Raw genomic sequence first — 21,249 nt, 5'->3', positions numbered from 1 at the left:
AGCGGCTCGCTCCTCCGGATGCCCGGAGGAGCGAGCCGCGTCCGTGTCCGTCTCAGCGCTGCAGCAGTCGTGCGGCCCGCCCCGCCACCGGCAGGTCCTCCAGCGTGCCGCCGCGGGTCACCGGGCCGGTGACGGAAGCCGTGGAGAGCGGCTTGAAGTCGGCGATCTGTGTCCCCACCGTGTTGTTCAGCGGGTCCGTACCCGTACCGGCCAGCGGGTCGAGCCGCAGATGCGTCACCGGCGCGACGCCGTTCCGGAACGAGTGCCCGAGCCCTCCGGTCACCGCACCGGTGACCTCCTCCCCCGTGTCGCCGAGGCCGGTGTCGACGTCCGTCGCCGGCGCGAGGGGCAACGGCGCCGCCTGGGCGGCCGCACCTCCCGCGCCGAGTGCGGCGCCCACCGCGATGACGGTCAGCCCTGTCCGCAGCAGGGTGCGGCGCCGGGACCTGGAAAGTGCGTGACGTGCCATGAAGTACCCACCTGAGGGAGCCGATCGAGTAATCGCTTGAGTGCGCAGAGTAGTTGAGATGTGATCCTCGATACCAACCCGACCCCCGGGGGATCCCCTGCGCGGGTCAATGCCTCAGACTCGTGTCCTGTGAATTCCCAACCGCTCCCAACCCGCGTCGTGCTGCTCGCAGGCCCTTCCGGCTCCGGCAAGTCCTCCCTCGCCGCCCGCACCGGTCTGCCGATCCTGCGTCTGGACGACTTCTACAAGGAGGGCGACGACCCCACGCTGCCGCTCGTCCCCGGAAGCACGGACATCGACTGGGACTCGGCACAGTCCTGGGACGCCGATGCAGCGGTCGCCGCGATCACGGAGCTGTGCCGCACGGGCCGGACGAACGTCCCGGTGTACGACATCGCCACGAGCTCCCGGGTCGGCCATGAGGCTCTCCATATCGACCGCACCCCCCTGTTCGTGGCCGAGGGAATCTTCGCGGCGGACATCGTCGAGCGGTGCCAGGAACTGGGCGTACTCGCGGACGCGCTGTGCCTGCGCGGCCACCCGACGACCACGTTCCGCCGTCGGCTGCTGCGGGATCTGCGGGAGGGCCGCAAGTCGGTGCCGTTCCTGCTGCGGCGCGGGTGGCGGCTGATGCGCGCGGAGCGGCGGATCGTGGCGCGGCAGACGGCGCTGGGCGCGCATCCGTGCGGCAAGGAGGAGGCATTGGGACGCCTGGCCGCTGCAGCGGCGGGGCGGTGCCGACGGGCGGCGGTGGGGACGCCGGTTCCGGAGTAGGGACGGGTGGCCGGCCACGCATTGCGCCCGGCGCGCACACGAACGTGAGCGACGCCGGGCGCACGGTCACATCCTCATCCCTTGGCTGCGCCGCAGTCGAAGGTATCGACCGCGGACTTCACAAAGGACTCGAAGTAGGCGCTCCGCTGCGGAAGTTCCGGGTGACGCTTACGCCCCTCCAGGTACTGGAGTCCCGACTTCGCCGCCAGATAGAGCTCGCCCTCGGCGCAGGACAGAACGATCCGTTGCTGATCGACGACATCGGCTTTCCGGCCGTCCGGCGCCTCACCCCTGCTCGTGCCCGGCGCCTTCCTCACCCCGGCGATCAGCAGCGGGTCCCGGGAAGCCGTGTACGTCATGAAGCCGTCGTTACGGACAATGCCACGTGAGTCGTCGTCCAGGAACAACGTGCACGACCACAGATCAGCGGGCGCCTTCTGACCGGCTTCGAGCACCTTGGTGCCCGTCGGCACCTGCCCCCGGACGGAAAAGCCCTCAAGACCGCAAACCCGTCCCTCGGACACCGGCGTGGCCGCCTCGGAGCGGGGCGGCACCAGCGTCCCGGGCTCCTCGGGCAGATCACCACACCCCGCCCGGGCCGCAACCGCGCGCGCCGTATCGGTGACCAGGGCAGCGAACCCGGCGCTGTCGGAGATCGGTTTGCTGGAGTTGCCTCTGACGATGACCGGCTTGGTCGTCCAGCACTTCTCGGGCAGCAGGACCCACCCCGTGTACGTGTCGACTCCGCCGGTCACCTTTCCGGAGAAGAACGACTCCTCCGGCAGATCGGGCCAGGCTCCGTCGCCCAAGGGAGCGTCGCCCTCCTCTTCCCAGACCCGGACCGTCAACGTGCCCTTTCCCGAGCCGAGTACGACGGACGACTTCTCGACCTCGCACACCGTGTCCTTCAAACGATCGGCCAGGCCGTCCCCTCTTGCGTCCAGACGACCGGCCCCCGGGAGAAGCGCATCCGTCTTCGCCACGGACACCAGCCCTCCGCACAGCCGGTCCTCCGTCAGCACATTGGTGTTGCGATAGACATGCAGCAGCCCCGCGACCACAACGACCAGGGTGGCAACGACAGACCAGACCTTCCATGCCGGCCTCGTCCGTCCCTCTGCTGTGCTCACTTGCTCACCTCCTGGTTCGCGGGGCCGAATAGGCTTCCTCAAGTCCGGTGACTTAACGCCGACTTGTACCCTCGGGGAACTCTCCCACCCTGTCCGTACTCGTGATCTCGCGGTAAGCGGGCATAGCCCCCGTCCACGTTGTCCGGTATGCCTGATGGCGTTGCGTGTATGGACACGGCCGTGCGTCAGCACACCCGCTTGACGTGGCCGCCTCAGATTACAAGAGCCTTCTTCCGCGCCAGGCAAAACAACGGGCCGCTCGCGCCCGGAACACCGCCGCGCACACGGCGAGTTCACGACGAACGGGGTCGGACAGGCCCCCCCGACCTGTCCGACCCCGCAGCGTTCCCCCGTGTCCCCCCGTACCCCCACAACCCGCCGCCTCCCCCGAAGCAGCGGCCCCGCTTTCCCCCGTACCCCCCGTACCCCCCCCCGTGCCCTCAGGCCACCAGCTCGCCGAAGGACTCCTCCTCGTCACGGCCGAAGCTGAGGGCCTCGTCCTCGCGCAGCCGGCGGAGCGACCGCCAGATACTCGACTTCACCGTGCCGACACTTATGCCGAGAATCGCCGCGATCTCCGGATCGGTACGGCCCTCGTAGTAGCGCAGGACCAGCATCGTGCGCTGGAGTTCCGGCAGCCGCGCCAGCGCCTGCCAGAGCACCGCACGCAGTTCCGTGCCCCGCATCGCGTCCGTCTCGCCGACCGTCTCCGGCAGCTCCTCGGTCGGGTACTCGTTGAGCTTGCGCCTGCGCCAGGCGCTGATGTGGAGGTTGGTCATGGTCCGGCGCAGATAGCCGCCGACCGCCGCCTTGTCGCTGATCCGGTCCCACGCCCGGTACGTCGAGAAGAGGGCGCTCTGCAGCAGGTCCTCGGCCTCGAACCGGTCTCCGGTCAGGTGGTAGGCGGTTGCGTACAGGGAGGCGCGGCGCTCCCGGACGTAGGCCGTGAACGCCGTTTCGGCGTCGTCGGCCTGCGCCGGGGACTTCCGCTCCCCCGTGACCTCCCCGTACGCGGCTCCCCCGCCGTTCCCCCCGGTTTCCCCCACGGACGAGTCGACGACCGTCATGAACGACGGGTGCTGACGCCCGGCGCCCCGCACACACCCCCGCGCTCCCCCGACCTCCCGGCTCCGTTCGAGCAGGGAAGCTCCCCCGGGAGCGCCGGACCTCTCGCTGCTCCGGCCGACATCGTGGAGACGCGTGACAACTGCGCTTGCGGTGATGCTGTGAGTTGCGTTCATCTCGCGCCCCCCATCGGTGGAGTCCGTCCGTTCCTTGTGCCAACGAGACTGCCGGGGCAGTTTCATCGGGCTGTCCCCCGACTGTCACAGCCCTGTCACAGGGCCTGCCGTGCACGCTTTCCGCGCACGTCGCGTGCATGAGTCCGCCACAACGGTCGAACTGGGGCTCCGCCATGGGCCAGAATGAACGACGTGCCTTTCCTGTTGCTGATCGAGGACGACGACGCCATCCGCACGGCCCTCGAACTCTCACTGTCACGCCAGGGCCACCGTGTGGCCACCGCGGCGACGGGAGAGGACGGCCTGAAGCTGCTGCGTGAGCAACGGCCGGATCTGATCGTGCTGGACGTCATGCTGCCCGGTATCGACGGTTTCGAGGTGTGCCGGCGTATCCGGCGCACCGACCAACTGCCGATCATCCTGCTGACCGCGCGCAGCGACGACATCGATGTCGTGGTCGGACTGGAGTCCGGTGCCGACGACTACGTGGTGAAACCCGTGCAGGGCCGGGTGCTCGACGCCCGGATCCGCGCGGTGCTGCGCCGCGGTGAGCGCGAGTCCACCGACTCCGCCTCCTTCGGGAACGTGGTGATCGACCGCTCCGCGATGACCGTCACCAAGAACGGTGAGGATCTGCAGCTCACCCCGACCGAACTGCGGCTGCTGCTGGAGCTGAGTCGCCGGCCGGGCCAGGCCCTGTCGCGGCAGCAACTGCTGCGGCTGGTCTGGGAGCACGACTACCTCGGCGACTCCCGGCTCGTGGACGCCTGTGTGCAGCGGCTGCGCGCCAAGGTGGAGGACGTACCGTCCTCGCCGACCCTGATCCGTACCGTTCGGGGTGTGGGCTACCGGCTGGACTCGCCTCAGTGAGCGATGCCGTCAAACGGGGCCTGCTGACCGGGCTTCGCTGGACCAGTCTGCGGCTGCGTCTCGTCGTCGTGTTCGGGCTGGTGGCGCTGACCGCCGCGGTGTCCGCCTCGGGGATCGCGTACTGGTTGAACCGCGAAGCGGTGCTGACGCGCACCCAGGACGCCGCGCTCGGGGACTTCCGTCAGGAGATGCAGAACCGGGCGGCGTCTCTGCCGGCGAGTCCCACCAAGGACGATCTGCAGAACGCCGCCGTGCAGATGGCGAGCAGTTCACCCGGCTACAGCGTGCTGCTGGTCGACGAGCGCGCCGTCGGCAAGCCGATCGTCGGCAACTCCGATCTGGACACCTTCACCCTCGACAACGTGCCGTTGTCGCTGCAGAAGGCGGTCAACGAGCAGCAGCCGGTGGATGCGGGCAACAAATACGAGTACCACCTGTTCTGGCAGCGGGTGAGCATCCGCGATACGCCGTACCTGGTGGGCGGCACGAAGATCATCGGCGGCGGTCCGGCCGGCTACATGCTGAAGTCGCTCGACCAGGAACGGCAGGACCTGAACTCCCTGGCCTGGTCGCTGGGGATCGCCACCGGGCTCGCCCTGATCGGTTCGGCACTGCTCGCGCAGGCCGCCGCGACGACCGTGCTGCGGCCGGTGCAACGGCTCGGGGATGCCGCGCGCAAGCTCGGTGAGGGCAAGCTCGACACCCGGCTCGTGGTGTCCGGCACCGATGAACTCGCCGATCTCTCCCGCACGTTCAACAAGGCCGCGCGTTCGCTGGAGAAGAGGGTCGCGGACATGAGTGCGCGCGACGAGGCGAGCCGCCGGTTCGTCGCCGACATGTCCCATGAACTGCGCACACCACTCACCGCGCTGACCGCCGTCACCGAAGTGCTGGAGGACGAGGCGGACAACCTCGACCCGATGATCGCGCCCGCGGTGCACCTGGTGGTGAGCGAGACCCGGCGCCTCAACGACCTGGTGGAGAACCTGATGGAGGTCACCCGCTTCGACGCGGGTACGGCCCGGCTGGTCCTCGACACGGTCGATGTCGCCGACCAGGTCACCGCCTGCATCGACGTCCGCGCCTGGCTGGACGCGGTGGATCTGGACGCCGAGCGCGGCACGATGGCCCGCCTCGACCCGCGCCGGCTCGATGTGATCCTGGCGAACCTGATCGGCAACGCGCTCAAGCACGGCGGTTCGCCGGTACGGGTCTCGGTACGGACCGAGGGCGAGGAACTCGTCATCGAGGTCCGTGACCACGGCCCCGGCATCCCCGAGGACGTGCTGCCACATGTCTTCGACCGGTTCTACAAGGCCAGCGCCTCCCGCCCGCGTTCCGAGGGCAGTGGACTGGGGCTGTCGATCGCCATGGAGAACGCGCACATCCACGGCGGCGACATCACGGCCGCGAACTCGCCGGACGGCGACGGAGCGGTGTTCGTCCTGCGACTGCCGCGCGACGCCGAGCCGCTCACCCGTTCCGACGGGGGACACGACACGGCGGACCGGAACGAGGAGGACGACCAGAGGTGAGCGGCAGCAGCAACCGCCGGACACACCGTCCGTCCGTGGCACTGGCCGGTGCCGTGCTCACGGCCGTACTGGCCGCAAGCTGCGGGATCAGGACCACCTCCGTGCCGGTGGACGCCGGGGCGGCACCGTCCCGGGTGCCGTGCTCGATGTCCGCGGAGAACGTCACCACCGAGACCTTCCAGGGTTTCCCCGTGCAGATCTATCTGGTCTGCGCCTCCCAGCTGGTCACGGTGGACCGCACGGTGCAGGTCGGTGAGACGAAGTCGGACCGGCTCCGGATCGCGAGGGCCCTCCTGGACGAACTGCAGCGGGTCCCGCCCGCCGATGAGCGGGAGGCCGGGTTCTCCACGGCTGTCCCGGCGGCCCTGCGGATCAGCGCGGCCCGCAGCGGCGACCCGCAGGGCACACTGCGACTGAACCAGCAGCCGGAGGACCTGCCGTCCGAGGCGCTGGCGCAGATCGTGTGCACCTACGCGGAGAGCGAGTCGCTCGCCCCCAAGGGCTCGGTGGTACTGGGCGGGCCGGGCAGCTACCCGCCGCACACCTATCTGTGCACGTCGGAGACGAAGACCAGCCCGAAGGCGACACCGAAGCCGGGCGCGACGGGCACCGGGACCTGAGAGGACGGCCGACGACCCTCGAATTCCGGGTGTGCGGACCGAGCGGAACCGATCCTGCCGCTCGGCGCGTCTTGGGATGCGTGCGTCAAGGTTCGGGCAGTCACACTGCCATCCGCATCCGCGCGGTCGGGCTCTGTCTCGTCCTCGCTCATCTGCTGTTCGTCGGGTGGCTGACGCTGCGCCCGCTCGACGTGCCCTGGATGACCGCCTCGAATTTCGAGCCGCTCGCCGGCATACGGGCGGACCTGTCCCTCGGCCCGGTCGAGGCCGCCCGCCGGATCGGGGAAGGGCTGCTGCTGCTCGCCCCGCTGGGCGTGCTCCTGCCGATGGCGGGCGGCCGGCTGTCCGTCTCCCCCTGGGCCTCACTGGCCCGTACCGTCGCGGCGGGCTCACTGATCTCGCTTGGCATCGAACTGGCCCAGACCGGTGTGCCGGGGCAGGTCGTCGACGTCGACTCGCTGCTGCTGAACACCTCGGGTGTGGCGCTCGCACATCTGCTGGTCGTCCCGATGGGCCGGGCGCGCCTGCGGCGCAGGAGCCTGCAGCGGACCGAGACGCTGCCCCGCCCCTCGGAGGAGGCGGCTCAGGGGTCGACCCCGACGATTCCCAGGGTCGGGATCGCACCGTAGAGTGATGCTTTGCCCTATTCCTTGAGCGACCATGGATGCATCGGGAGCACGACGAAGCTGCTCCCCTCGGAACGGTTCGCGAAGGAGCCCACCATGGCCGCACTTGCCCGCCCCCGTGACGGACGCATGATCGGCGGAGTGTGCGCAGCGCTGGCGAGGCGCTTCGGCACCTCCGCGGGGACCATGCGCATCATCTTCCTGCTCTCGTGTCTGCTGCCCGGACCGCAGTTCCTGCTCTACCTGGCACTGTGGGTGCTGTTCCCGAGCGAGAAGGCGTCGTCGTCCGCCTGGTGAGCCGCGTCCGCGCGTCATGCCGGTGGGGCGGGCACCCGGTCCGGGTGTCCGCCCCACCGGCATGGGTACGGGGATCAGCGGCCGAGCGGGAGACCGTTGGCCGACAGGCCGCTGGTGGTGATGCCACCAGCGGGCAGACCACCGATCAGACCCTTGGCCGGGGCGGTGGCGGAGCCGACGAGCTTCTGCTGACCGGTACCGAGCAGCTTGGTGGCGGTGTCCTGGACGGGCAGGGTCCGGGTGGCGTTCTGCAGCGCCGAACCGGCGACCGGCAGCGCGGTGGTGGCGACATCGGCCGGCAGCGCGACAGCGGAGGCGGTACCCGCGGCAGCGGCGGCGAAAGCGGCACCGAGTGCGGCGACGCCGAGAGTCCTGACAGCAGACTGCTTCATGTGACCTTCATCCTTGGGGAGAGGGAGGTGAGCGGCTCCGAAACGTAGCCAGCTCACTACCCGCCCCGCAAACACTCCGACACAGGAGAAAACGGCCGGGACTTCGCCGCCCCGGCCGTTTTCGTGAGGGTGATCGTCAGCCCTCGGAAGCGGAGGAACCGCTGGTCGTAGCGGTCTGCTCGAAGAGCCACTCGGACTTGAGCTCGGCATAACCAGGCTTGATCACGTCATTGATCATCGCCAGACGTTCATCGAAAGGAATGAACGCCGACTTCATTGCATTGACGGTGAACCATTGAATGTCATCGAGCGTGTATCCGAAGGTCTCGGCCAGTTTCTCGAACTCGCGACTCATGCTGGTACCGCTCATCAGACGGTTGTCCGTGTTCACGGTGGCCCGGAAATGCAGGCGGCGCAGCAGCCCGATGGGGTGCTCGGCGTACGAGGCGGCGGCACCCGTCTGGAGGTTGGAGGTCGGGCACAGCTCCAGCGGAATGCGCTTGTCCCGTACGTAGGAGGCGAGGCGGCCGAGCGTCACACTGCCGTCCTCGGCCACCTCGATGTCGTCGATGATGCGGACACCGTGGCCGAGCCGGTCCGCGCCGCACCACTGGAGGGCCTGCCAGATCGACGGCAGGCCGAACGCCTCGCCCGCGTGGATGGTGAAGTGGTTGTTCTCGCGCTTGAGGTACTCGAAGGCGTCGAGGTGCCGGGTGGGCGGGAAACCCGCCTCCGCACCCGCGATGTCGAAGCCGACGACGCCCTGGTCGCGGTAACGGTTGGCGAGTTCGGCGATCTCCAACGAGCGGGCGGCGTGCCGCATCGCGGTGAGGAGGGCGCCCACCCGGATGCGGTGTCCGTCCCGGCGGGCCCGCCGCTCGCCCTCACGGAAGCCCTCGTTGACCGCCTCGACGACCTCTTCGAGGGTCAGTCCGGCTTCCAGGTGCTGCTCGGGGGCGTAGCGCACCTCGGCGTACACCACCCCGTCCGCGGCCAGGTCCTCGGCGCACTCGGCGGCCACCCGGACCAGCGCCTCGCGCGTCTGCATGACCGCGCAGGTGTGGGCGAACGTCTCCAGATAGCGCTCCAGCGATCCGGAGTCGGCCGCCTCGCGGAACCAGATGCCGAGCTTGCCGGGATCGGTCTCGGGAAGTTTGTCGTAGCCGCACGCCAGGGCGAGCTCGACGATCGTTCCCGGGCGCAGGCCACCGTCGAGATGGTCATGGAGAAGGACCTTGGGGGCACGCCGGATCTGGTCCCGGCCCGGCACATGGGGGGTCTGGCTCATCATTCGGGCACTGTAGCGCCTACGCGCGTAGATGTCGCCGGTCGATGCGTAACAGTGACCGCGAATACGGGTGGCGGACACCGGACTTTCTGACACTGTTCTGCCATGGCACAGCGCGCACTCCCCCACCCCGCCCCGGGGCTGGGACGGGCCGTCGGATCGGCCGGAGCACCCTCTGCGGTCAGCGGCGTGGTGCTGCTGCTCCCGGACGGCGAGGCCGACTCGCACCGCCGCCCCTCCTCCCTCTCCTACGCCCGCCAGCTGCCGCTCGCCCGCACCCTGGCCCGAGCGGGCCGGGAGGACGGGCTCGCCGCACATGTGGTGCGCTACCGCTGCCGGGGCTGGAACGCGACCGACGCACAGCTCGCGACGGATGCCCGCTGGGCGGTGGACGAGGTCGTCCGGCGCTACGGCGACGTCCCCGTCTGCCTGGCCGGCCACGGCATGGGCGGCCGGGCCGCGCTCCGGGCGGGCGGCCATCCGGCGGTCCACTCCGTTCTGGCGCTGGCCCCCTGGCTGCCGGACGGCGCGACCGACGAACCGGAGCCGGTGAAGCATCTGCTGGGGCGGCAGGTCCTGCTCGTCCACGGCACCAACGACGCCCACACGGACCCGGAACTCTCCTTCCGCCTCGCCGAACGGGCCAAGAAGGCGAACCGCAGCACCTGCCGCTTCGAGGTCCACTCCGACGGCCACGGGCTGCGCCAACACCGTTCCGAAGTAGCGGCCCTGGCCTCGGACTTCGTCCGCGGCTCGCTCTTCGGCCGCGCCTACGCCCGCCCGGTCGCCGACGCCCTGGCGGCGCCACCGCCCCTGGGACTGCGGATGCCGCTGGCGGCGGGGTTCGGAAAGTCGTTGCGGGGGTGAGGAGACGTGGGCGCCCGGGTGCGGGGCGGGCGCCTGCGTACGTCACCGGCCACGCGCCCCCAAACACCCCACACCTGCGCCCTTTTCGCCCCTTGTGCGTCATCTTCATTCCATCAGGGACACGCGGTACCCGTCCCGTCTCCCGGCAGTTGCTCCTTCGTTGGTCTCCCTGCGGCCGCTGACGCGTGGGCAACTCCTGTCCTCCCGACACGTCTCAGCCGCACGAGCCAAGGGGGAGAACAGGAAGGAGACATTGCTGTGCACCTGACTCCACATGAGCAGGAACGGCTGATGGTCCATGTGGCGGCGGATGTCGCCCGTCGGCGCCGCGAGCGAGGACTGAAGCTGAACTACCCGGAGGCCATGGCGCTGTTGACAGCGCATGTCTACGAGGAAGCTCGTGCGGGCAAGGCCACGGTGGACGCCGTCATGGAGTCCGGGCGCCGGGTCCTCACACGTGCAGAGGTCATGGACGGCGTACCGGAGATGATCAGCCAGGTCCAGGTGGAGGCGACGTTCCCCGACGGGACGAAGCTCGTGACCATCCATGACCCGTTCGACGAGGCCACCGGCAAGGTGGACGTGCATCCCGGAAAGTTGGAACTGCTCCCCGACGGGGACGAGTACGCGGTCCACCACAACGAAGGCCACACCCCCGTGGTGCTGGAGGTGAGGAACCTCTCGGACCGCCCGGTCCAGGTCGGCTCCCACTTCCACTTCGCCGAAGTCAACGAAGGTCTCTCCTTCGACCGGGAGGCCGCACACGGCATGCGGTTGCACATCCCCGCCGGGACGTCGGTCCGCTTCGAACCCGTCGCCGAGGACGAGCACCTTGTGCATCTGGTGCCCATCTCCGGTGAGCGGATCGTCCGGGGCCTGCGGGCCGGGAAGAGCGAGCAGGAGGCACGCCTCGATGACCAGCGGAACTGAACCCACCCCGGGCCTGCTGAACCGGTCCACGTACGCGGACCTCTACGGCCCGACGAAAGACGACCGGATCCGGCTGGCCGACACCAATCTGGTGCTGCGGATCGAAGAGGACTGGTGCGGCGGCCCCGGCCACAGCGGCGACGAGATGCTGTTCGGCGGCGGCAAGGTGATCCGCGAGTCCATGGGCCAGTCACACATTCCCCGGGACGACGACAAGCGGCGGTCACCGGTGGACACGGTGATCACCGGGGCGTTGATCCTGGACCACTGGGGCGTGGTCAAGGCCGACGTCGGGCTGCGTGACGGCCGTATCCAGGCGATCGGCCGCGCCCACAACCCCGAGACGATGTCGCCACGGCCCCACACGGACCCGCGCGCCTCGGACTTCATCGTGGGGCCCGAGACCGAGGTGATCGCCGGCAACGGGCGCATCCTGACCGCGGGCGGCGTGGACACGCATGTGCACTTCCTGTGCCCCGAACAGATCCACGAGGCACTCGCCTCGGGGGTGACCACCCTGATCGGTGGCGGCACCGGTCCCGCCGAAGGCAGTACCGCCACGACCGTGACTCCCGGCAAGTGGCACATCCAGCGGATGTTCGAGGCTCTGGACTCCTACCCGGTGAACATCGGCCTGCTCGCCAAGGGCAGCACGGTCTCGGAGGAGGCACTGCGCGCCCAAGTGGCCGCCGGCGCCCTCGGTTTCAAGATCCACGAGGACTGGGGTGCCACTCCCGCGGTGATCGACGCAGCCCTGCGGGTCTGCGACGAGACCGGCGTCCAGGTCGCCCTGCACGCCGACTCACTGAACGAGTCCGGGTTCGTGCAGCACACCTTCGACGCGACCAGGGACGGCGGCGAGGGCAGGTACCGCAGCCTGCACATCTTCCATATCGAAGGCGCCGGGGGCGGACACGCTCCCGACATGATCAGTCTGGTGAGCAAGCCGAACGTACTGCCGGCGTCCACGAACCCGACCCGGCCCCTGACGGTCAACACCGTCAAGGAGCACATCGACATGATGATCGTGTGCCACCACCTCAATCCGGAGATCGAGGCGGACATGGCGTTCGCCGACTCGCGGATCCGGCCCTCCACCATGGCCGCCGAGGACCTGCTGCACGACATGGGCGCCATCTCGATGATGTCCTCCGACGCACAGGCCATGGGCCGCATCGGCGAGATGATCCTGCGGACCTGGCAGACCGCGCACGTGATGAAAGCCCGCTACGGACACCTGACCGAGGACGACGCACGGGCGGACAACTTCCGGGCCCGGCGGTACATCGCCAAGTACACGATCAACCCCGCCCTCACCCACGGCATCGACCACGAGGTCGGTTCCGTCGAAAACGGCAAGCTCGCCGACCTGGTGCTCTGGGAACCCAGGTTCTTCGGCGTGAAGCCCCACATGGTGATCAAGGGCGGACAGATCGCCTACGCGCAGGTCGGTGACGCCAACGCCTCGATCCCGACCCCGCAACCGCTCCTGCCCCGCCCGGTCTGGGGCTTCACCGGCCGGTCCTCGCGCAGCAACTCGTTCAACTTCGTGGCCGAGAAGGCCCTCGGCGGTGAACTGTCCCGGATCGGCCTGCTCAAACCGCTGCGGGCGATCAGATCCACTCGCCAGGTGACCAAGGCCGACATGATCCACAACGACGGCCTGCCGGAGATCGTCATCGACCCCGACTCCTTCGACGTCACCATCGGCGGCATCACCACCAGCGATGTGCGCGCCACCGTCGACGGGCAACTGGTCCAACGGAACTATGCCTGCGAACTTCCGCTGACACAGCGGTACTTCCTCTTCTGATCCCTTCCTGCTCCATTCCTGATCCATTCCTGATCCATCCGCCGGTACGGCCCGCCGAAGGCGCCGTACCGGCCCCATGAGAAAGGTGGTGCGCCGACCCGATGAGCCGTGCTGCCCTGCTCGTCCTGGCCGACGGCCGTTTCCCCGCAGGCGGGTACGCCCACTCAGGAGGCATCGAGGCGGCCGTCGCCTCCGGGGGCGTCCACGACACCAGAAGCCTGGAGGCGTTCTGCCGGGGCCGCCTCCACACGGCCGGACTGACGGCGGCGGGCCTCGCCGCCGCCGCGGCCGACGGCCACGATCCCGCGGAACTGGACGAGGCCGCCGATGCCCGCACACCCCTGCCGGCGCTGCGCCACATCGCCCGCAGACTCGGCCGGCAGATACTGCGGGCCGCCCGGGCAACCTGGCCCTCCCCCGCGCTGGACCGTCTCGCCGCCGACCGGCCGCAGGGCGCGCACCAGCCCGTCGTGCTCGGCGTCGCTGCCCGCGCCGCGGGCCTGAGCCCCTCCGACACCGCGCACTGCGCCGCGTACGAGAGCGTCGGCGGACCGGCAACCGCCGCGGTCCGCCTGCTGAGCCTCGACCCCTTCGACGCCACCGCGCTGCTCGCCCGGATCGCACCCGAGATCGACGACGTGGCCGCAACCGCCACCGCCGCGGCGGCCCGTGTTCCCACCGAGGGGCTCGGCGCCCTGCCGTGTGCCTCGGCTCCGCTGCTCGACATCACCGCGGAGCAGCACGCCGCCTGGACCGTCCGCCTCTTCGCCTCCTGACCTCCCGCTTGGAGCCTCCGTGCACCTCGACCACCCCGTGACGCTGCCCGAACGCCACACCCACAGCGCCGATTCCGGCCGCCCCGACGCTCTCCGCCCCGACGGCCGCCGCCGCGCGCTGCGGGTCGGCCTCGGCGGCCCCGTCGGCTCGGGCAAGACGGCAACCGTGGCCGCGTTGTGCCGTGCGCTGCGCGACACGCTGTCCATCGCCGTCGTCACCAACGACATCTACACCCGGGAGGACGCCGAGTTCCTGCGCCGGGAAGCCGTACTCCCGCCGGAACGGATCACCGCTGTGGAGACCGGCGCCTGCCCGCACACCGCGATCCGGGACGACATCTCCGCCAACCTGGAAGCCGCCGAACAACTCGAACAGGACCTGGGAGCACTGGACCTGATCCTCATCGAGTCCGGCGGCGACAACCTCACCGCGACCTTCTCGCGCGGGCTCGTCGACACCCAGGTCTTCGTCATCGACGTGGCCAGCGGCGACGACATCCCCCGCAAGGGCGGACCCGGCATCACCACCGCCGACCTCCTCGTGATCAACAAAACGGACCTCGCCCCCTACGTCGGCGCCGACCTGGCCGGCATGGCCGTGGACGCCGAGAAGCAGCGCGGCTCCCTGCCCGTCGCCTTCACCAGCCTGACCTCCGCCGACGGCATCCGGCCGGTCGCCGACTGGGTCACCGCACGCCTTGCTGCATGGCGCACCGGGGCAGCGGCGTGAAGAGCGCCACCCGGCCGCCGGGCCAAGTGGGCCCTTGCCCACCCGGGCCCACGACGCACCCGGCCGAAGAGCCCGTTGGCGTACCCGCTACTGTCCTCGCCGCCGCGCCCGCTGCCGGGACCACTGCCCCGCCCGGTCCTGCGGCCGTCCACGCCACGGCTCGCATCCGGGCCGCCCACAACGGCCACACGACGACACTGCCGCTCCTGCACTCCGACGGCCCCTTCCACCTCCGGAAGCTGCGTTCCCGCGGCGGTCGTGCCCGGGTCGGGGTGATCGGCGCGATGAGCGGGCCGCTGGGCGGGGACCGTCTCGGGTTCGACGTCGAGGTGGGGGCCGACGCGGACCTGGAGGTGACGACAGCCGCCGCCACCCTCGCCCTGCGCGGCTCCTCACCCGCACCCGCCACCTACGACGTACGGCTCACCGTCGGCGAGCGGGCCCGTCTGCACTGGCTGCCCCAGCCTCTGATCAGCGCCCGGGGCTCCACCCTGCACCAGTCTTACGTCCTGGAACTCACGCCCACCTCCCGGCTGCTCTTCCGGGACGAGCAGCTCCTCGGCCGCACCGCCGAGGAGCCCGGTCACCTCACCACCCGCCTGACGGTGCGGTGGAACGGCCGGACGCTCCTGGACCAGCAGAACGCCTACGGCGACACGGCCCCCGCCTGGGACGGCCCCGCGATGCTGGGCGGCCACCGCGCCACCGGACAGCTCCTCATCGTCCATCCGGGGATCACCGCGCCAGCAAAGCCACAACTGCTCGGCGGCGGACCGGAAGAGGGCGCCGCCGTCATCGCCCCGCTCGCCCACGGGCCGGCACTGCTCGCAACAGCCATCGCCCCGGGGCCGGCCCGGCTCCGCCGGCTGCTGGACATGGCGCTGGCGCGGGTGCCGGACGTGTAGGGGGCGTCTTGGGCGGTGAGAGGTGGGGTGGCGGTCTCCGCGGGCGTGGAGAGTAGCCGCCGAGCACGAAATGGCGGGGAGCAGGCGCGGGGAGCAGAGCCCGGGTACATCGGCCTCCAACGACGCGGGGAGCAGCGCGCTCTGCTCCATGCCGTCGTGCCCGCCCTGGGACCATCCCCGCGGGCGCGGGGAGCAGCGGTATCTCGGTCTTGACCCTGAACGGCAGCGGGGACCATCCCCGCGGGCGCGGTGAGCAGGCAATGACTTTGTACGGGGACCTTGCCATGTACGGACCATCCCCGCGGGCGCGGGGAGCAGTTCCAAGTGGACGAAGGTTGCCCAGGGTCGAGGGGACCATCCCCGCGGGCGCGGGGAGCAGACTCCGCGACCTGCGGTTTTAGTGCGAGTCCGGGCCGTTCTGAAGCACTTTTGCAGATTCCGACATATCAACCAGACAGCGCATACCGACACTCATCTCCTCCCGAAGCGCCGTCGCTTGGAGGCATTGCTCCAGCCCGCCTTCGGCCCCTCGGGACCGTTCCTTGGCGGCGCCGCAGCGTTCGGGCGACAGATCAGTGTCAGACCCTCGTGGTCAATCGGATGCCAGTTGTGGTCGTGTGTACGGAAGGTGAAACCCTGCTCATTGTTGGTTGTATAGGCGAGCAGAGCTCGGCCCTGTCCCGCGTACTGCTGCACCTCGTCCCACAGCACGTCACGGATTCTCGCCGACGGGTTGCCGATGAAGACGCCCGCGGAGATCTCGAGCAACCAGCGTGTGAGGAACCCCCTCAGCCCTACAGGGCAGTTGGTGAGGACAATCACGGTCACCAGAGCATCGCCTCATCTTCAGCGCTGCCCGCGCCTCCGCCCCCGTAATTGCGGCCGGCTGGGACCTTGTGGCCACCGTCGGTCTGGAGAGTGACGACATCCTGGTCGTCGGAGGCCGCGGAGTCTGCACGGTGGCGACCGTCACGTGCTCTTCACCGAGCCTGGTCCTGAGTGCTTGCGCGGTCTCCAGAACCCTCGCGACCGTGTTGCGGACGACCAGCGCGCAGCCGCCGCCGTCCAGTTCGACGGCGAGCCGGTCGACGAGGATGTCGAGGCCGTCGTCGATTCGTTCCAGGACGACGTCCGTGCTCCTGCCGGATGCCTCGGGACTTCTCAGGATCGGCTCCCCGCCAGGCGTCACCGCGGTCAGCAGGGGATAGCCGCGGGCCTTGCCCACTGCGTCGAACTCCGTTACACCGCGGCCCGCCGCAGCCTTGCCGCCCGCGTACGCCTCGACGAGCTCGCGGCGCCTGGCCGCAGGCAGGGTCGCGGACAGCACCACCACCGGCACCCTGTACGCACCGAGCCACGACAGGACGCGATCGAGATAGACGCTCATATACGTGTCGTAAGCATGCGCCTCGTCGATGACGATGACCTTCCCGGCGACTGCGAGGTGACGCATCGCCAGGTGGCGGCTCTTGAGCCCGGCGAACAGCAGTTGGTCGACGGTTCCCGCGACGAAGGAGGACAGCATGGCCTTCTTGCGACCCCTCAGCCAGGCGTGCGCGACCAGTTCGGCGGGAGCGGACCGTGTCGTGTCCGAGGGGTGCCACCGCGACTCGTCGGGCGCGTCCGCGTCGACGGCAACGATCCGGTGGCCGCTCGCGCGCATCAGGTCGGCGAAGTCCTCGTTCAACGCGGCCTTCGAGTGGGCAAGCAGGACCGAGTAACGGGCGTCCTGGGCCCCAGGCAGTCGCTTGAGTCAGCTCAGGAGGCGGGGGAACATCGCGTTGCCGGTGGCCATGGTGGGCAAGGCGAAGAACACCCCGCCCGCGCCCGAACGGGCGGCGAAGATCTCGGCGACCGCGAGAGCAGCCTCGGTTTTCCCCTCCCCCATCGGCGCCTCGATCACCATCAGCCCCGGTCCGTCCATCGTCCGCGCCAGCTCGACGGCAGCTTCCTGCACCGGACGGACCTTCGCACCCGGCGGCAGCCCGAAGCGGGACGCGAAAAGTTCCTGGGCGTCGCACACGGGCTCGTCCGGGCTCCAAGGCGCTGGGAGATCCAGTCCACGCCAGGCCGCGGCCACCCGCTCCTCGCTGCTGCGGGCAACATCCTGCGGGAAGTACGGAAAGAGGTCGGCGTTGCTGGCAATCCAGTCGGCGACGATCACCAGTGCCGTGAGCAACACCTGTACCGGCTGCGGCAGTTTCACCATCCGCCACGCCTCCAGCCGGGCCCGTACGCCGTACTCGTCGGCGCACGCGTCGAGCAGCTCACCCTGCACCCGCCGCCACATGTCCCGGCTCGGACCCGGAGTACGCAGCAGGTGCCCGTGCTTGTACAGGGCGGCGATCTGCCCGTGCTCCGGAGGTACCCCGTGGTGCCCTCCCACGACGACCGTGAACTGCCCGGTCTGCTTAGCCGTCCAGCCGTGCTGTTCCTGAAGCCACTCCCCGAGCAGCACCTGCCCGGCCAGCCCGTGCGGCGCGATCCTGCGATCCGGTCCCATGGCACGCGCAGAACGCATCTCCAGCCCCTGCTCGTGCATGACGTCCGCGAGTTGATCGACCTGGCAGGCGAACGCGGGCGTCGCCTTCCCGATGTCATGCACCCCCGCGAGCCACACGGCCAGCCGCCGCGCGTCCTGCTCACCACCGGGCAGCGCCGAGGCAACCAGCTTGCGCACGCTCGCGGGCAACCACATGTCCCACAACAGGTGGGCAACCGCGGCGCTGTCCTCCATGTGCCGCCACAGCGGCAACCACCCGTCGGAATCCCTGTCGTGTTTCGCCCACACCGTCAGAACCGGCCCGCCAAGCCTGCCCCGCAGGCCCGAGCGGGGCTCGCTGTCACCCGTCATGCCAGATGAATACAGGCAAACCCGTTCCCAGAACGCCTATATGACGAAAACTCAAGGGATTGGACTTCGATGTGGGCATAGCAACCCGAAAACAGGTGAGCAGGTTCTAGGATGGGCGCTTTGCGCGGCCGCCCCTCCTGACGCCGGGCGGACCAATCGAAGGGCATTATGGCCGTTATTTCTGCTATGTCGGAGTCGGCGAAAGTGTGGGAGAACCACGCGCCTCCACGATAAAGCCGCAGGTCGCGCAGTCTGCTCCCCGCACACGCGGGGATGGTCCCTGCCGCTCGTCCACCACCAACCCACCCTCTGGCTGCTCCCCGCACACGCGGGGATGGTCCCGCCATCATGACCTCGTCCGCGTTCGCCATGCGCTGCTCCCCGCACACGCGGGGATGGTCCCCCGCATCTGCCGCCCGCGTCATGGTCGATCGACTGCTCCCCGCACACGCGGGGATGGTCCCGCTCTGACCTGCATGTTTGACAAAGAAAGAGGCTGCTCCCCGCACACGCGGGGATGGTCCCACCACCGACCCGACTGCAAGACCGGTCATGATCTGCTCCCCGCACACGCGGGGATGGTCCCTGCCGACGCTGCGGGGTCGAGGTGCACGGCGTCTGCTCCCCGCACACGCGGGGATGGTCCCGGTGAGCCGGACGTAGAGCCGTTCGACATCGTCTGCTCCCCGCACACGCGGGGATGGTCCCGCCGGGTCGACCGCGGCCTCTTCCTCGATGTCCTGCTCCCCGCACACGCGGGGATGGTCCCGCGGTCATGATGGCGACCGCGGGCGCCTTTCTCTGCTCCCCGCACACGCGGGGATGGTCCCGCCTTGGCCTGGGCCCTGCGTTCCTCGGCCTCCTGCTCCCCGCACACGCGGGGATGGTCCCACCGGCAGCAGCCTTATCGACCTTCATCATGTCTGCTCCCCGCACACGCGGGGATGGTCCCCGCCAGGACCCCGATCCCGAGGAGCGTCACCCCTGCTCCCCGCACACGCGGGGATGGTCCCAGGCCGCGGCCGCTGCGGTCCGCCGGTATCTGCTGCTCCCCGCACACGCGGGGCTGGTACCCACAGCGGCAAGCCCGAGCCCGTCTTCACGGCCTGCTCCCCGCCCACTCGGGGATGGACCCGTTGCCAAGCCCGGCAGACTCCAGCGGTCGTTGGGCACGGCGGCTCCGCCCGGTCGGCGGGAACCCGCCCGCGGCTGGTGGCGTGATCAACAGCCGCGAGCGGGGGTTCACAGGCCCCGCACGCGCATCCGCTCGGTCCGGGTTTCCTGCAGCCACACCAAGTTGGTGAGAACGTCCCCGACCTCACCTCGCAGGCCGCGGATATGAGCCGGGCAGCCGTACGTCTCATGCACGGGCTCGACGCCCTGGTCGGTCCCGCAGGTGATGCAGCGGGGAGGGTGGGTCATCGTCGGGTCTCCCGCCAGGCGCGGCCGAGCCGAACAGCAGTCGAGCAAGGGCTCCCGGCCCGGCAGGTGGCACAGGTCACGGTGTGCCCGATCCAAGTGCGATACGCGGCGTCGGGCTTCGACTGGGCGGTCATCCGCGGTCCTTCACGCACCGGTCGCATGCGCAAGCCGGGTACGCCTGGGACTGTTCCACGGACTTGAGCGGGGTCACCTCAGCCTCTGGGCGGATGACTCGCGTCCTGCCGTAGCGGTCCACCTCGTACACCTTGATCGTCATCGCCATAAGTAGCCCCCGCCCTAAGTCGATTGAGGGGAACGCAGCCGATTTGCTGTACCGCCGCGCTGTCACACCCTGATGATGAGCGTGCACAGTGAGCAGCGAACAGGTCGCCGGATGGCCACGCGTGGCCACGTAGCGGCCACGGCCGGAAGCGCGCACGATGACACGTCAGACTGGGCCCGTGAGCCGAAACGACGCCCTGCGGGCCGCCCGCTTGCAGAAGGGGTGGCGAACCATCGAATCTGCCGCCACGGCCATCACGGAGCACGGGCAACGCCTCCTCGACGACCGGCAGTTCAACGTCTCTGCCCGCACATGGCGGCGCTGGGAAGGTGGCCGTCCCGGCTGGCCGGCCGAGGAGACCGCAATCGTCATTCACGACGCGCTCGGGCGCTGGCCGGAAGACCTGGGATTCACGACTCCGCCGGGCTGGATCCGGCCCGAGCACCACGAGGAGGGGCAGGTGGGCCGCCAAGCCTTCGTTTCCGTCACCGCTGCTGCGCTCGTTGCGGGACCGGTCGCGCCGCAGCACGTCGACCCCGCCCTGATCGACTACTTTCAGCAACAGTTGGAGGGGCACTACCGGGCCGACATGTTCCTGGGCCCGCACGACCTGATCGGCACCGTGTCTGCGCAGTACCAGCTCATCGACAAACTCATGAGGTCCACAAGGGGCGGGACCCGCCGAGGTCTCCTTCGCGTCGGCGCGGCCTACGCGGCGCTCGTCGGCTGGCTGTACCAGGACGCCGGCGACATGGACGGTGCCGCCTTCTGGCGTGGGGTGACGCAGGAGATCGCGATGCGGTCGCGGGATCCACACCTGATCGCGTACAGCCTCGTCAATCAGGCCCAGGTGCGTACTGACCTCGGCGACGGGCACGCTGTCATCGACCTGTGCGAAGCGGCGCTCGACGACGCTGACCAACTCGTTCCGAAGGTCAGGATCATGGCCATGCAGCAGCAGGCCCATGGCGCCAGTCTCACCGGTGACCGCGGCCTGGTCGACCACCTCATCGACAAGGCCGACCTGCTGTTACCCCGCGTTGACGACGACCTGCCGTGGGGAAACGCGTGCCGGAGGACCCCTGGTTATCTGGAGGTGCAGCGGGCCACCTGCTACGGACGACTCGGTCTCGGCGCGGAGGCCGGCGCCCTGTGGTCGCAGGTCCTCGCCATCGTCCCGGAAACCGCCCGGCGCGACCGCGGGGTGTACCTGGCCCGGCAGGCGACAGCTGCCGCCGTCGGACGGGAGCCGGATCAGGCGGTGGAGATCGCGCGCACGGTTGCGACGATCGCGGTCGAGACCAGGTCTGCCCGCATGGCCCGGGAGTTGATCGCTCTGGAGCGGGCGATGCGGCCGTGGCAGGATGCCCCGATCGGCCGGGACCTTGCCGAGGTGCTGGCGCCGGTGGCCGGGAGGGGATGACTGT

At 69.7% G+C, this 21,249-nt stretch carries 20 protein-coding genes, 1 pseudogene and 2 CRISPR repeat arrays; of the genes and pseudogenes, 13 read left to right on the top strand and 8 right to left on the bottom strand.

Translation table 11 applies throughout. The features are described 5' to 3' along the window. Positions 1-52: 52 nt before the first annotated feature. Positions 53-469 carry a hypothetical protein gene (locus AB0L71_RS18120; protein WP_365243651.1) on the bottom strand — a complete coding sequence of 139 codons (417 nt, stop codon included), beginning with the start codon at positions 467-469 and terminating at the stop codon, positions 53-55. 63 nt (positions 470-532) lie between these two features. On the opposite strand from AB0L71_RS18120, the gene AB0L71_RS18115 reads away from it, so the two are divergent. After that, a complete protein-coding gene (locus tag AB0L71_RS18115) occupies positions 533-1,243 on the top strand; it encodes a uridine kinase (RefSeq protein ID WP_365243684.1) in 711 nt (236 codons plus the stop codon). Positions 1,244-1,317: 74 nt separating this feature from the next. Here AB0L71_RS18115 and AB0L71_RS18110 read toward each other — a convergent pair whose 3' ends face one another. Together AB0L71_RS18110 and AB0L71_RS18105 are read right to left on the bottom strand one after the other, a co-directional pair. Next, entirely contained in the window at positions 1,318-2,373 is a 1,056-nt protein-coding gene (locus AB0L71_RS18110; protein WP_365243649.1) for a hypothetical protein, read from the bottom strand. A 440-nt stretch (positions 2,374-2,813) separates the two neighbouring features. After that, positions 2,814-3,614: a SigE family RNA polymerase sigma factor gene (locus AB0L71_RS18105; protein WP_365243647.1), complete on the bottom strand. Its 801-nt coding sequence runs from the start codon at positions 3,612-3,614 to the stop codon at positions 2,814-2,816. Between the two features lie 192 nt (positions 3,615-3,806). Here AB0L71_RS18105 and afsQ1 point away from each other — a divergent pair, with 192 nt between their 5' ends. The 5 genes from afsQ1 to AB0L71_RS18080 all read left to right on the top strand — a co-directional run bounded on the left by afsQ1 (position 3,807) and on the right by AB0L71_RS18080 (position 7,562). Further along, complete coding sequence (gene afsQ1 / locus AB0L71_RS18100; RefSeq protein ID WP_176729344.1) at positions 3,807-4,484, top strand: two-component system response regulator AfsQ1; 678 nt, start codon at positions 3,807-3,809, stop codon at positions 4,482-4,484. Next, the gene (locus AB0L71_RS18095) at positions 4,481-6,019 is read left to right on the top strand and encodes a HAMP domain-containing sensor histidine kinase (RefSeq protein ID WP_365243645.1); all 1,539 of its coding nucleotides are present in this window, start codon (positions 4,481-4,483) and stop codon (positions 6,017-6,019) included. The genes afsQ1 and AB0L71_RS18095 overlap by 4 nt, the downstream gene beginning before the upstream one ends. After that, positions 6,016-6,639 (top strand): hypothetical protein, encoded by a 624-nt coding sequence (locus AB0L71_RS18090; RefSeq protein ID WP_365243643.1) that lies wholly within the window; start codon positions 6,016-6,018, stop codon positions 6,637-6,639. Before AB0L71_RS18095 ends, AB0L71_RS18090 begins: the two co-directional genes overlap by 4 nt. Positions 6,640-6,719: 80 nt before the next feature. Further along, positions 6,720-7,268 (top strand): VanZ family protein, encoded by a 549-nt coding sequence (locus AB0L71_RS18085; protein ID WP_365243641.1) that lies wholly within the window; start codon positions 6,720-6,722, stop codon positions 7,266-7,268. A 93-nt stretch (positions 7,269-7,361) separates the two neighbouring features. Next, positions 7,362-7,562: a PspC domain-containing protein gene (locus tag AB0L71_RS18080; protein ID WP_365243639.1), complete on the top strand. Its 201-nt coding sequence runs from the start codon at positions 7,362-7,364 to the stop codon at positions 7,560-7,562. Between the two features lie 74 nt (positions 7,563-7,636). Here AB0L71_RS18080 and AB0L71_RS18075 read toward each other — a convergent pair whose 3' ends face one another. Next, complete coding sequence (locus AB0L71_RS18075) at positions 7,637-7,954, bottom strand: hypothetical protein (RefSeq protein ID WP_365243637.1); 318 nt, start codon at positions 7,952-7,954, stop codon at positions 7,637-7,639. 136 nt (positions 7,955-8,090) lie between these two features. Further along, positions 8,091-9,245 (bottom strand): adenosine deaminase, encoded by a 1,155-nt coding sequence (locus AB0L71_RS18070; protein ID WP_365243635.1) that lies wholly within the window; start codon positions 9,243-9,245, stop codon positions 8,091-8,093. A 102-nt stretch (positions 9,246-9,347) separates the two neighbouring features. On the opposite strand from AB0L71_RS18070, the gene AB0L71_RS18065 reads away from it, so the two are divergent. The 6 genes from AB0L71_RS18065 to AB0L71_RS18040 all read left to right on the top strand — a co-directional run bounded on the left by AB0L71_RS18065 (position 9,348) and on the right by AB0L71_RS18040 (position 15,263). Then, positions 9,348-10,109, top strand: coding sequence for an alpha/beta hydrolase (locus tag AB0L71_RS18065; protein ID WP_365243633.1), 762 nt, complete (start codon positions 9,348-9,350; stop codon positions 10,107-10,109). A gap of 258 nt (positions 10,110-10,367) precedes the next feature. Further along, entirely contained in the window at positions 10,368-11,039 is a 672-nt protein-coding gene (locus AB0L71_RS18060) for an urease subunit gamma (protein WP_365243631.1), read from the top strand. Beyond that, on the top strand, positions 11,023-12,852 hold the full coding sequence (locus AB0L71_RS18055) for an urease subunit alpha (protein ID WP_365243629.1): 1,830 nt from the start codon (positions 11,023-11,025) through the stop codon (positions 12,850-12,852). Before AB0L71_RS18060 ends, AB0L71_RS18055 begins: the two co-directional genes overlap by 17 nt. Before the next feature lie 101 nt (positions 12,853-12,953). Continuing rightward, a complete protein-coding gene (locus AB0L71_RS18050; RefSeq protein ID WP_365243628.1) occupies positions 12,954-13,628 on the top strand; it encodes an urease accessory UreF family protein in 675 nt (224 codons plus the stop codon). Between the two features lie 19 nt (positions 13,629-13,647). Beyond that, complete coding sequence (ureG, locus tag AB0L71_RS18045; RefSeq protein ID WP_365243626.1) at positions 13,648-14,358, top strand: urease accessory protein UreG; 711 nt, start codon at positions 13,648-13,650, stop codon at positions 14,356-14,358. A gap of 284 nt (positions 14,359-14,642) precedes the next feature. Then, entirely contained in the window at positions 14,643-15,263 is a 621-nt protein-coding gene (locus AB0L71_RS18040; RefSeq protein WP_365243624.1) for an urease accessory protein UreD, read from the top strand. A gap of 167 nt (positions 15,264-15,430) precedes the next feature. Next, positions 15,431-15,642: a CRISPR direct-repeat array (repeat unit 29 nt; unit sequence GGGACCATCCCCGCGGGCGCGGGGAGCAG). Between the two features lie 92 nt (positions 15,643-15,734). Here the strand turns inward: AB0L71_RS18040 and cas2e are convergent. The 3 genes and pseudogenes from cas2e to AB0L71_RS18025 form a co-directional block, all read right to left on the bottom strand. Next, positions 15,735-16,091, bottom strand: a complete 357-nt coding sequence (gene cas2e / locus AB0L71_RS18035; RefSeq protein WP_365243622.1) for a type I-E CRISPR-associated endoribonuclease Cas2e — start codon at positions 16,089-16,091, stop codon at positions 15,735-15,737. 133 nt (positions 16,092-16,224) lie between these two features. Continuing rightward, positions 16,225-18,117, bottom strand: a pseudogene (locus AB0L71_RS18030) (CRISPR-associated endonuclease Cas3''); the annotation flags it as partial. A 252-nt stretch (positions 18,118-18,369) separates the two neighbouring features. Further along, positions 18,370-19,252: direct repeats of the CRISPR family, unit length 29 nt; unit sequence CTGCTCCCCGCACACGCGGGGATGGTCCC. A gap of 107 nt (positions 19,253-19,359) precedes the next feature. Further along, positions 19,360-19,539 (bottom strand): hypothetical protein, encoded by a 180-nt coding sequence (locus AB0L71_RS18025; protein ID WP_365243620.1) that lies wholly within the window; start codon positions 19,537-19,539, stop codon positions 19,360-19,362. A gap of 461 nt (positions 19,540-20,000) precedes the next feature. Between AB0L71_RS18025 and AB0L71_RS18020 the strand changes: the two genes are divergently transcribed. Next, positions 20,001-21,245, top strand: coding sequence for a Twin-arginine translocation pathway signal (locus AB0L71_RS18020; protein WP_365243618.1), 1,245 nt, complete (start codon positions 20,001-20,003; stop codon positions 21,243-21,245). Positions 21,246-21,249 lie beyond the last annotated feature (4 nt).

It is taken from the genome of Streptomyces sp. NPDC052052 (assembly GCF_040680455.1).
Lineage (GTDB): Bacteria > Actinomycetota > Actinomycetes > Streptomycetales > Streptomycetaceae > Streptomyces.
Note: the sequence above shows the minus strand (reverse complement) of the source record. Positions and strands in the feature narration are given on the sequence as shown.

Coding starts and splice junctions, on each gene's coding strand:
- AB0L71_RS18120 (WP_365243651.1), bottom strand. CDS start 469: ATGGCACGTCACGCACTTTCCAGGTCCCGGCGCCGCACCCTGCTGCGG.
- AB0L71_RS18105 (WP_365243647.1), bottom strand. CDS start 3,614: ATGAACGCAACTCACAGCATCACCGCAAGCGCAGTTGTCACGCGTCTC.
- AB0L71_RS18080 (WP_365243639.1), top strand. CDS start 7,362: ATGGCCGCACTTGCCCGCCCCCGTGACGGACGCATGATCGGCGGAGTG.
- AB0L71_RS18075 (WP_365243637.1), bottom strand. CDS start 7,954: ATGAAGCAGTCTGCTGTCAGGACTCTCGGCGTCGCCGCACTCGGTGCC.
- AB0L71_RS18070 (WP_365243635.1), bottom strand. CDS start 9,245: ATGATGAGCCAGACCCCCCATGTGCCGGGCCGGGACCAGATCCGGCGT.
- AB0L71_RS18065 (WP_365243633.1), top strand. CDS start 9,348: ATGGCACAGCGCGCACTCCCCCACCCCGCCCCGGGGCTGGGACGGGCC.
- AB0L71_RS18055 (WP_365243629.1), top strand. CDS start 11,023: ATGACCAGCGGAACTGAACCCACCCCGGGCCTGCTGAACCGGTCCACG.
- AB0L71_RS18050 (WP_365243628.1), top strand. CDS start 12,954: ATGAGCCGTGCTGCCCTGCTCGTCCTGGCCGACGGCCGTTTCCCCGCA.
- AB0L71_RS18040 (WP_365243624.1), top strand. CDS start 14,643: ATGAGCGGGCCGCTGGGCGGGGACCGTCTCGGGTTCGACGTCGAGGTG.
- AB0L71_RS18025 (WP_365243620.1), bottom strand. CDS start 19,539: ATGACCCACCCTCCCCGCTGCATCACCTGCGGGACCGACCAGGGCGTC.